General features: G+C 62.8%; 10 protein-coding genes and 1 pseudogene. 8 read left to right on the top strand and 3 right to left on the bottom strand.

Annotated features, from left to right (window positions below):
- Window positions 1-23: 23 nt before the first annotated feature.
- Complete coding sequence (locus Q4E25_RS10620; RefSeq protein WP_303156908.1) at window positions 24-1,655, top strand: multicopper oxidase family protein; 1,632 nt, start codon at window positions 24-26, stop codon at window positions 1,653-1,655.
- A 16-nt stretch (window positions 1,656-1,671) separates the two neighbouring features.
- Here the strand turns inward: Q4E25_RS10620 and Q4E25_RS10625 are convergent.
- Window positions 1,672-1,773 (bottom strand): annotated as a pseudogene (locus tag Q4E25_RS10625) (GNAT family N-acetyltransferase); the annotation flags it as partial.
- A 238-nt stretch (window positions 1,774-2,011) separates the two neighbouring features.
- Between Q4E25_RS10625 and Q4E25_RS10630 the strand changes: the two are divergent.
- The 5 genes from Q4E25_RS10630 (at window position 2,012) to Q4E25_RS10650 (ending at window position 4,674) form a co-directional block, all read left to right on the top strand.
- Window positions 2,012-2,662: a hypothetical protein gene (locus Q4E25_RS10630; RefSeq protein WP_303156910.1), complete on the top strand. Its 651-nt coding sequence runs from the start codon at window positions 2,012-2,014 to the stop codon at window positions 2,660-2,662.
- A gap of 326 nt (window positions 2,663-2,988) precedes the next feature.
- Window positions 2,989-3,402 (top strand): ADP-ribosyltransferase, encoded by a 414-nt coding sequence (locus Q4E25_RS10635; protein WP_303156938.1) that lies wholly within the window; start codon window positions 2,989-2,991, stop codon window positions 3,400-3,402.
- A gap of 172 nt (window positions 3,403-3,574) precedes the next feature.
- Window positions 3,575-3,772 (top strand): hypothetical protein, encoded by a 198-nt coding sequence (locus tag Q4E25_RS10640; RefSeq protein WP_303156912.1) that lies wholly within the window; start codon window positions 3,575-3,577, stop codon window positions 3,770-3,772.
- Between the two features lie 161 nt (window positions 3,773-3,933).
- A complete protein-coding gene (locus Q4E25_RS10645) occupies window positions 3,934-4,221 on the top strand; it encodes a hypothetical protein (protein ID WP_303156914.1) in 288 nt (95 codons plus the stop codon).
- A gap of 186 nt (window positions 4,222-4,407) precedes the next feature.
- Window positions 4,408-4,674 (top strand): hypothetical protein, encoded by a 267-nt coding sequence (locus tag Q4E25_RS10650; protein ID WP_303156916.1) that lies wholly within the window; start codon window positions 4,408-4,410, stop codon window positions 4,672-4,674.
- Here the strand turns inward: Q4E25_RS10650 and Q4E25_RS10655 are convergent.
- Both Q4E25_RS10655 and Q4E25_RS10660 read right to left on the bottom strand, forming a co-directional pair.
- The gene (locus tag Q4E25_RS10655) at window positions 4,671-4,913 is read right to left on the bottom strand and encodes a hypothetical protein (RefSeq protein ID WP_303156918.1); all 243 of its coding nucleotides are present in this window, start codon (window positions 4,911-4,913) and stop codon (window positions 4,671-4,673) included. The two genes, Q4E25_RS10650 and Q4E25_RS10655, sit on opposite strands and share 4 nt — an antisense overlap.
- Entirely contained in the window at window positions 4,913-5,071 is a 159-nt protein-coding gene (locus Q4E25_RS10660) for a hypothetical protein (RefSeq protein WP_303156920.1), read from the bottom strand. The genes Q4E25_RS10655 and Q4E25_RS10660 overlap by 1 nt, the downstream gene beginning before the upstream one ends.
- 614 nt (window positions 5,072-5,685) lie before the next feature.
- On the opposite strand from Q4E25_RS10660, the gene Q4E25_RS10665 reads away from it, so the two are divergent.
- Window positions 5,686-6,294, top strand: a complete 609-nt coding sequence (locus Q4E25_RS10665; RefSeq protein WP_303156923.1) for a TetR/AcrR family transcriptional regulator — start codon at window positions 5,686-5,688, stop codon at window positions 6,292-6,294.
- On the top strand, window positions 6,295-9,954 hold the full coding sequence (gene mfd / locus Q4E25_RS10670; RefSeq protein WP_303156926.1) for a transcription-repair coupling factor: 3,660 nt from the start codon (window positions 6,295-6,297) through the stop codon (window positions 9,952-9,954). It abuts the gene before it with no gap.
- The last annotated feature ends 528 nt before the right edge of the window (window positions 9,955-10,482 follow it).

The following is a 10,482-nucleotide window of genomic DNA, read 5'->3' on the forward strand; positions in this document are numbered from 1 at the left end:
GGCGGAGCATCTACTGTAGAGGTATGTCTGTTTCTCGCCGCGTTTTCTTCCAAGGCGCTGTGCTCAGCGCCGCCGCCCTCGGAGGCTTGAGCGCCTGCTCGCCAGCCAACAAGGCTCAGCCCGCCCCGCGTGGCTACGATGGTGAGCCCCGCGCGCTGCCCATCCCGCCGCTGCTGGAAGGCGAGATGGACGGCGATACCCGCGTGTTTAAGCTCACCGCGCAGGATGGCCACTCCGAAATCCTGCCCGGCACCACCTCCACGCGGACTTGGGGATTTAACGGCCCCTTCTTGGGGCCCACGCTGCGCGCGCACAAGGGCGACAAGGTGCGCGCGGAGATCACCAACGATCTTATCGAGATGACCACTGTGCACTGGCACGGGATGAAGTTGCCCGCCTATTCGGACGGCGGGCCGCACTCGCCGATTCAGGTGGGGGAGACGTGGAAGCCCGAGTGGGAGATCATTCAGCCCGCCGCCACGGTGTGGTACCACCCGCACCCGCACATGGCCACCGCCACCCACGCCTACCGGGGCCTGGCCGGCATGTTCATCCTGGACGATGACGTCAGCGATTCCCTCGACCTGCCCCACGACTACGGGGTGGACGACATCCCGGTGGTCATCATGGACGCCAAGTTCACAGACGACGGCCAATTGGATGAGAAGTCCGACGGCACCCTGGGGCTGTTAGGCACCACCCCGCTGGTTAACGGCATTGCCAACGCCTCCTTCCAGGCCAGCACGCGCCGGGTGCGCCTGCGCCTGCTCAACGGCGCCTCGATGCGTTTTTACACCCTGGCGCTCAGCGAGGGCAGCTTCCAGGTTATTGCCACGGATGTGGGCCTGCTACCCGCCCCGAAGGAGGCCGAGGAGTTGCTCATCGGCCCGGGCGAGCGCATTGAGGTGCTTGTCGACGTCCCCTCCGGCACCGAGATCACCCTCCGCTCGGTGGCGCGCAAGGATAACTTTGGCATTCCTAAGGACGAGTACTCGGTGGACTTCGGCTTCCAGGACGAGTTCGACCTGCTGCGGATTGCGGGCCCGGAGGAGTCTGCCCCGGAGCCCGGCCCGCTGCCCGCGGAGCTGGACCCCGCCGCGGCGGCCACCCCGGATACCCACGGCCTCAAGGAGCGGGAGTTCCTGCTCAACACCTTCATGATCAACGGCCAGCTCATGGACATGGCCCGGGTGGATACCGTCATCGACACCGATGAGCCTGAGGTGTGGACGGTGACCAACGAGAACGCCGACTGGCCGCACAACTTCCACATCCACAACGCGCGCTTCAAGGTGGTGGACTACACCATTGCTGAGGACGCCGAGCAGATCGACGTCGAGCACGAAGGCTGGAAGGACCTCATCAACCTGCCGCCCAAGGCCACCGCGCGGCTGGTGGTGGAGTTTGGTCACTTCCCGGATAAGACGATTCCGTATATGTATCACTGCCACATGCTGCTGCATGAGGATGAGGGCATGATGGGCCAGTACGTGATGGTGAACAAGGGGGAAAAGCCCGACGTGCGCGTGCTGCCGGCAGCGATGGTCTTTGACACGAAGTCCCAGCCGATGCGCGCCGGGCACGCCAGCCATGCGGGCCAGGTGGTGGATGCTTCGCGCAGCCCCTATGCCAGCCAGCCAGCTAAGGAGAACTAAGGAGAATTAAGGCGAACTAGCGCGCGAGGTGCAGGATGGGGTAGGGGCGGCCGGCGTCGTCAGTTGTGCTACGGCCTACCTGCGTGAATCCGTGGTGCAGGTAAAAGCCCACCGCTTGGGCTTTACACCGGAGGAGCAGCGCCAGATTCTTGCGGAGTTTTCCGCGCAGCAGGCGCCGCAGCGTCAAGCGATGACTACGCCATGATGCTTGACGGTGCGCGTCTGCTGGCCCAGCGCGATCTGCTGGCGTGGTGGAAGCTGACTGAGGGCGTGGGGTTTATTGAGCGCTAGCGCTGCTGAAGCTGCAGGGCATTGCGAACCGTTTGGTGGCTGAGCCGGCGTGTAAAACGGTGGGCATGGCCTCGTTGAAGGCTGGCACGAGTTATGCGCGTGTGCCGGAGCCGGGTACGTGTGCGTTTTGCTTGATGCTGGGCTCGCGCGGGGCGGTCTACACTAAGGAGACGGTGCTAGGGGAGATGGGTCGTTCGGCGGGTGTTAACGATTGGCGCCACTGGGTGGATGCTTCGCGCCAGCAAGCAGGCCAGGACACCAATTGGCCACGGTTGAAGTACTGCCGGATCCCTCGCTACACCGGTGATGGGATGTCGACGGTGTTTCCCGGTGAGAAGCTGCCACCGTTGGATAGGATGCCGGGCCATGTGCTGCACGGCTGGCGTGATCTCAGCGATGGGGACCGAAAGAAGTTGGCTAAGGGAAAGACTGTTCAGGGCTGGCCCCATGATGAAAGCCTGGCGGATGGCCACCGCTGGGACTCTGAGCGCGAAGGAGCATCAAAGTTCCCGAAAGACTGGCCAGACCAGAAAATCGTCGACGCCATCCGTGACACGATCGAGACCCCAGATTCAACGGAAAAGAGGGAGTTTTCGCGCAGTGTCTGGAAAGAAGTCGATGGGCAAGTAAATTATGCCAAATGGGCAGTTATACCAGGTGGTAAACTCAAATTTATTGAAAGCTACCCAGTGCAAGCTCCAGGAAAGTATACGTAGGAGGTTCAGCATGCGCGAAGAAGAGCGGGATTTTCGTATGGCGCTTGATTCTCTGACGCGGCTTTTCCCGTCTCAAGCGGATCTTCGACAAGTGCGACGCAGTGCTGATGAGGGGGAATGGGATGGAGCTTTTTTGGGCTGATTGAGTGCGCGTTGGACTGGGGGGTATACAACGAAGATTTCGTGAAGCGTCTTACAGAAGGTTATAACTCGCCTCTGATTATAGAGTTCACAGATCATCTGGCAGTGCCTCCCAGTACTAGCACCGGAGTCTAGTAGGTGTGGATGCGTTGCCGCGTGCGCAGCGGCGTCAGGCTCAGCGTGTTGTGTCTGCGATTCATGGTATTGATTCATTGTTGGAGCGGTCGCCTCGGGTTAAGGAGCCTGTGGAGGTTGTTCGCCGGTTGCAGATGGAGGAGCTGGGCGGGAGCGTAACCAGTGATGGGTTTAAACCGCGCAACCCGAAAACTTGGAGTGGTAAGGAGTTCAAGGCGTGGGGTTTCCTGTCCACCTCGACGCACGCTAATGCGGAATTTGGCGAGATTGAGATGCGTCTGACTGTGCCGAAGGGAACAAAGGCGGTCTATGTCGGGTGGGATGAGCAAGGCGATAAGGCGTCGTCTGTGTCTTCGTATCCGGAGGAAGAAGAGCTGCTGTTAGGCAGGGGTATTCGGTATAGAATTGATCGTGTTCGTAGAGAGTCTGGAACGACGGTCGTTTATGCGGAGGTGATTGGTTAAGATGTCTGATAGGTACAAGGAAATGGGTCTTGAGATGCTGCCAACGAAGCACTATGCCGCTTGGTCTAAAGCGCCTAGCCCGGGAGTTGCGTGGGTCTATAGAGCCCCAGAGGGGATTGTCGCGCTCATTTGTGATAAGCGGCGAATCCTAACTGGCACAAGCGAAGGGCTTATGGATGTTAAAGATTGGGATGCCGGTGATGAGTTACAAGACCTCATTATTGCGTGTGCAGAGAATGATGTTCCTGTTCCCCAAGCGCTGGAGATTGTTCGGCGTGAGTGGGGCGAGCCGGATATTGAGATCCCTCTTGACGATGTCAATCAATCGGCTGACCCTATTCGCCGTGCGCTAGGCTTGGGTCCGGCATAAGCCCAGCGTATTAACCATTTCCTACCTCTTCATGGGGTGGGTTTGTGCTATCTGGTGACATGTGTGGCGGTTCGATTCCGCTGTAGCGCGCTTACCCCGTCCCCTAGTGGTGGCGGGGTTTTCTCATGCCCAAAACAAGTACAAACCCAGGAGGTTTACCCATGGCAGAGAACACTCCCGCCGCCGAGGACAAGCAGGCGGCAGCCGGCGCCCAGGAGGAGTCGGCAACCACGCCGGAACCGCAGGCCCCGGAGGTTCCCGAATCGTTCCGCAAGGAACTCGAAACCGCTCGCCGTGAGGCTGCCCGCTACCGCACCGAACGCAATGAGCTGCGCAAGGATGCGCAGGCGTGGCGCGACCAGCAGGAAGCGGAAAAGACGGAACTGGAAAAGGCCCAACAACCCGGGACAGGTTCCGACGCCGCCGGTGCGGGAGATAGATCCACCTGAAGCTAATCAACTTGAACAGGAAGGATAAACATGACCACTACTATTGTGTTGAATCTTGATTCTGATGTGACGACGTTGACCTCGTCCCAGTTGGAGGAGTTGCGTCAGAAGTGCTGGGAGAAGGATGCTGAGGTCTCGCATGAGTAGCAGCGTCGCCAAGCGCTGCCGTTTGTGTGGGAGTCGGAGGTGGCCTCGGTAAAGACCTTGCGCCAGGTCATTTCGAAGGCCCCCGCCCCGGGTGCGGCGTACGCTACCCCGACGAGCCTGTTGGGCGCCTACATCGCAGGGGACACTGTCACCCACGAGGGTAAGACCTGGAAGGCGGTGGGCCAAGGCGCGCTCTTTACCACCCCAGGCGAGGCGGACCCGGTGCAGGGTGAGGTGTGGCAGGAGGTCACTGAAGACCAGGACGACGGCGCCGCCGAAGACGGTGAAGCTGACGCTGTGGTTTAGCGGTGTTTAGGTTTTGGCGCGCCGGGCACGGGTGAGCCGGGGCGGTTGGTGTGCCAGGCTTTGACCTCTTCGGCATCCCACAGGGGCATGCGTGCACAGAGGTCTGCCACTTGAGTGGGGGTGCGGCCTGCTGAGTTGTAGGTTCGCCAGGAGCTGGTGCTGATGCCGCAGTGATTGGCGCAGTCGATGGCTCGCCAGAGTTCCCGGCTGGTGTCGGCGTCGATGATGATGGGGCGCACTAGCGGTCAGCCTTTCGCTGGTGAGTGGCGGTGGATAGGTTGTAGCCGGAGAGTGCGGCCAGCGCGACGACGAGTGGCCAGAAGGGGGCGGTGGCGATGATTGCGTAGGCGGCGGCGACGATGATGCCACCAGTAGAGGCGAGCTGCTTGAGGTACATGGTGTGCTTTTCGTGAGTTATGGTGGAGGGAATAGCCCCCGGTCGAGGTACCTAGTTCCTACTTCGACCGGTGGGCTACTTTTTGCGTTGCCTGCCCTTGGTGGGCGGGTGGTCCTTGCGGTACTGGATGTACGGGTTAAGGGTCAGAAAGTGTGTCTGGGATCGGGGATTTTTAGTCCCTGACCTCTAAGTTAACGTCAGATATACGCTTTGGAAGCATATATCTGGCTTTGGGACACTCAATCCACGGTGTGGCTGCCGGTGTTTTCCGGTGGTCGGGGGCCATTTTTTGTGCCTGTTTTTGACGGAGTTTTGACGGAGGGCGGAACGTTTCCGCAGGCCGCGAAACGTCGCCAAACGTCGCCCACTTGGATGCGAAAACACCCCGCCACCAGCGAAAACACTGGTCAGCGGGGTGCATAAAAAGCTTCCCCACCAGGACTCGAACCTAGAATGACGGTACCAAAAACCGTAGTGTTGCCGATTACACCATGGGGAACCGCGCGCCCGCTACAGCTGGGTGCGCTGTGAACATAGTACCCGAGACCCCACCGAAAGAAGCAAACGGCCTGCCCGCAGGGGGCGTCGTGAAGCGACGCATTAAACTAGAACCCATGGTTCGACAGAGGATGAGCGGCCGGGAGCGTCGTGAGCAGCTAATTTCCATCGGGCGTTCCGCCTTCGCGGAGCTGGGATTCGATGGGACCAGTGTGGAGGAAATCGCCGCCCGCGCCGGCGTGTCCAAGCCCGTGGTCTACGAGCACTTCGGCGGCAAGGAGGGGCTGTATGCTGTCGTCGTCGACCGCGAAATGCTGGCGCTCGAGCGCGTCATCACCGAGTCCCTCGACACCGGCTCCTGGCGCGAGCGCATCGAGCAGGCCACCCTGGCGCTGTTGACCTACGTGGAGGAGGAGACGGACGGCTTCCTCATCCTCGTACGCGACTCCAAGCAGGGCGAGGAGCGCAGCTTTTCCACCCTGCTCAATACCGCCGTCAACCAGGTCTCCCACATCCTGGGCGAGGCCTTTGCCCGCCGCGGCCTCGATGCCTCCCTCGCCGCCCTCTACGCGCAGGCGTTGGTGGGCATGGTGGCCACCACCGCGCAGTGGTGGCTGGATGAGGGGGAGCTGTCCAAGCAGACCGTGGCGGCGCACATCGTGAACTTGTGCTGGAATGGACTCTCCGGAATGGAAGCCGCACCGAAACTGAAAGGCGTGAAATAGATGCCAACCCCCATGCTCAGCGGGCTGCTGAAGCTGGCCGCTACCGATCCCAAGCTTAAGGGCCTGGTGACTCAGGTAGGCGAGCCCTCCCTGCATCTGAGCGGCATCGACCAGGTGCGCCCCTGGGCGGTGGGCACCCTGGCGCAGCACACGACGGTCCTGGCGGTCACCGCCACAGGCCGCGAGGCGGAGGACCTGCACGCCGAGCTCCACGCCATGCTGGGGGAGAAGGTGGCGCTCTTCCCCTCCTGGGAGACCCTGCCGCACGAGAGGCTCTCGCCGGGCGCGGATATCGTCGGCAGGCGTGCACAGGTCCTGCATCAGATTCAGCAGGGCAGCCTGCGCGTGGTGGTCACCGCCGCGCGCGGGTACTGCCAGCCCATCATCAGCCAGGTGGAGGGCCGCGAGCCCATCCACGTGGCCGAGGAGTCCGAGTACGAGCTTTCCCAGCTGGTCTCCGCGCTGGAGTTCCGCGCCTACAAGCACGTGGACATGGTGGCCAAGCGCGGAGAGTACGCCACTCGTGGCGGCATCCTCGACGTGTTCCCCACCACCCTGGATTACCCGGTGCGCGTGGAGTTCTGGGGCGACGAGGTCACCGATATCCGCCAGTTCTCAGTGGCGGATCAGCGCACCATCCCGGAGATTGAGGTCGGCAGCGTGGACATCTACCCGGCCCGCGAGCTGCCCATCACCAACGCCGTGGCCGCCCGCGCCCGGGAGCTGGCGCAGAAGTTCGGCGGCAACGCCGCGCTGGCGGAGCTGCTCACCAAGGTCGGCGAGCACATCCCCGCCGAGGGCATGGAGGCGCTGCTCGCCGTGCTTTCCGACGCCCCCTTCACCACCCTGCCCGAGCTCATGCCCACCGGCACCCACGTGCTGCTCGTGGCCCCGGAGAAGATCCGCACCCGCATCGCAGACCTGGAATCCACCGACGCCGAATTCCTCGCCGCCGGCTGGGAGGCCGCCGCGATGGGCGCCGATGGCCCGCTGGCGCACGAGGGGCTGGATACCTCCGCGTCGAGCTACCGCTCCTACGAGTCCCTCGAGGCGACCTGCACTCAGGTGGGTGCGCCGCTGTGGACCTTCGCCCCGCCAGGAATGTTCCAGGCGGACGAGGCCGCAACCCTGCCGCTGGATTACCAGCCCGGCCCCACCCCGCGCGGTGACATCAAGGAGATCGACGCCATGATGGCCCAGCTGCTCGCGCACACCCGCGACGGCGGCCGCGCGGCCTTCATTGCCCCGGCCAAGGGCGCTATCAAGCGCATGGTGGAGCGTTTTGCGGAGAAGGGCATTCCCACCAAGGTGGCCACCCCGGGCTGGCAGCCCTCGCCCGGCGAGGTCACCCTCTACCAGGCGCTCTCGCACGCCGGCCTGGTCTTTGATAAGCCGCGCAACGACGCCGCCGCGGAGTCCGTGGAGCCACGTCCGCTGGTGGTGATTACTGAAACGGATCTCACCGGCAACCGAGTGGGTGACATTGCCGGCGCTAAGCGGCGCCCCGCCAAGCGCCGCAACCGCGTCGATCCCCTCGCGCTGAAGCAGGGGGATTTCGTGGTGCATGAAACGCACGGCATCGGTAAGTTCCTCAAGATGGCCGAGCGCACCATCCAAAGCGGTGATGAGACCTCGCGCCGCGAGTACATCGTGCTCGAGTACGCGCCTTCTAAGCGCGGCCAGCCCGCGGACCAGCTGTGGGTGCCCATGGAATCGCTGGACTTGCTGTCCAAGTACACCGGCGGCGAGTCCCCGACGCTGTCCAAGATGGGCGGCTCCGACTGGAAGAACACCAAGAAGAAGGCCCGGGCCGCGGTGCGCGAAATCGCCGGCGAGCTGGTGGAGCTCTACGCCAAGCGCCAGGCTGCGCCAGGCCACCAGTTCGCGCCGGATACCCCGTGGCAGGCGGAGATGGAGGATAACTTCCCCTTTGTCGAAACCGAGGATCAGATGCTGGCCATCGACGCGGTGAAGGCGGACATGGAATCCACGGTGCCGATGGACCGCGTGGTGGTCGGAGACGTCGGCTACGGCAAGACGGAGGTGGCGGTGCGGGCTGCCTTCAAGGCGGTGCAGGACGGGATGCAGGTCGCGGTGCTGGTGCCCACCACCTTGCTGGCGCAGCAGCACACCGATACCTTCCGCGAGCGCATGCAGGGCTTCCCAGTCAAGATTGAGGTGCTTTCGCGCTTTACCTCGGCGCGCGAGGCCAAAGAGATCATTGCTGGGCTTGCCGACGGCTCCGTGGACATCGTCATCGGCACCCACCGGCTGCTGCAGACGGGCGTGCACTGGAAGAACCTCGGGCTCATCGTGGTGGATGAGGAGCAGCGCTTCGGCGTGGAGCACAAGGAACACATCAAGGCGCTCAAAGCCTCGGTGGACGTGCTCACCATGTCCGCGACCCCAATCCCGCGCACCCTGGAGATGTCCATGGCCGGCATCCGCGAGATGTCCACCATCCTTACCCCGCCGGAGGATCGCCACCCGGTGCTGACCTACGTGGGCGCCTACGAGGACAAGCAGGTCGCCGCCGCGATTCGCCGCGAGCTGCTGCGCGATGGCCAGACCTTCTTCATCCACAACAAGGTGGCGGACATCGAGAAGAAGGCCCGCGAGCTGCGTGAGCTGGTGCCGGAGGCACGCATCGTGGTGGCGCACGGCCAGATGAATGAGGAGCTGCTGGAGCAGACGGTGCAGGGCTTCTGGAACCGCGACTACGACGTCCTAGTGTGCACCACCATCGTGGAGACCGGCCTGGACATCGCCAACGCCAACACCCTGATCGTGGAAAACGCCCACCACATGGGCCTGTCCCAGCTGCACCAGCTGCGCGGACGCGTGGGCCGCTCCCGCGAGCGCGGCTATGCTTACTTCCTCTACCCGAAGGGCGCCACGCTCACGGAGACTTCCTACGACCGCCTGGCCACCATCGCCCAGAACAACGATCTCGGCGCGGGCATGGCGGTGGCGATGAAGGATCTGGAGATGCGCGGCGCGGGCAACGTGCTGGGCGCCCAGCAGTCCGGCCACATCGCCGGGGTGGGCTTTGACCTCTACGTGCGCCTGGTGGGCGAGGCCGTGGAGACCTTCAAGGCGCTGGCCCGCGGCGAGATGCCCAAGGTTACCGACGAGGGGCCCAAGGAGATTCGCATCGACCTGCCTGTGGATGCGCACATCCCGGAGAGCTACATCAACTCCGAGCGCCTGCGCCTGGAGGTCTACCGCAAGCTGGCGGCTTCTAAGGACAACAAGGATCTGCAGCTGGCTGTGGAGGAGATGGAAGACCGCTACGGCCCGCTGCCGGAGCCGGTGCAGCGCCTGCTCGCGGTGGCTCGCCTGCGCCACCAGGCGCGCCGGGCCGGGGTGGGCGACATCGCCGTGCAGGGCACCCGCATCAAGGTGCACCCGGTGGAGCTGACGGATTCCAAGCAGGTGCGCCTCAAGCGCCTCTTCCCGGGCTCCAACTACCGCGCGGCAGCCAAGGCCATCCAGCTCAGCTTCCCCAAGGCGGGGCGGAACGTGACCTCGCCGAAGTTGCGCGACGTCGAACTGCTGCAGTGGATGGCGGACTTCCTGTCCAGCATGTTTGAGCTGGACAAGATTGATGTCACCGGCGGCAAGGTCGGCGGGAAGAATGTGATCTCGGTGAGTCAGTAATCCGGCTAGACCAGCTCCAGCCGACGGCTAGACCCCATCCAGACGCGTCGGCCCCCCCAAGCTGCAAAAGAGGGCCCGAAAAGGCCCGCTTAGACCACGACTTTTGCCGTTTGGGCAGGCGGGAGCCTCAATGCCCTGCTAGATTGCAGGCATATTGAGAGACTTGGGGGAGTCATGACTGAGGTTTTGGTGTCGGGGCTGAGTAAGAGTGAGCTGGCAACTCGGTTAGCGCGGGGAGAAATCACCCGTATAGCCCGTGGAATTTACCTGTGGGGCAACCCGGGCCCGCGCGAAATCTTGCGTGCTATTCAGCTGAAGTACGCAAGCGCGGCTGCTACTGGGAAGACGGCCATAGAACTTTACCTAGGCCGCGAGCTCACCTTGCCGTTGCACTTGGTAGACAAGCGTGGCCTTCCGCAGTCGAGTTATTATGGAGTTTATCGCTCGAGCACCACTGATCGAGTGCGTATCGTCGGTCAAGTCCTGGGTAGTGGTGTATCTGGTTTCGAATCTTGGTGATTAGTTGTG

The sequence above is a fragment of the Corynebacterium sp. genome (assembly GCF_030532325.1).
Taxonomy (GTDB): Bacteria; Actinomycetota; Actinomycetes; order Mycobacteriales; family Mycobacteriaceae; genus Corynebacterium.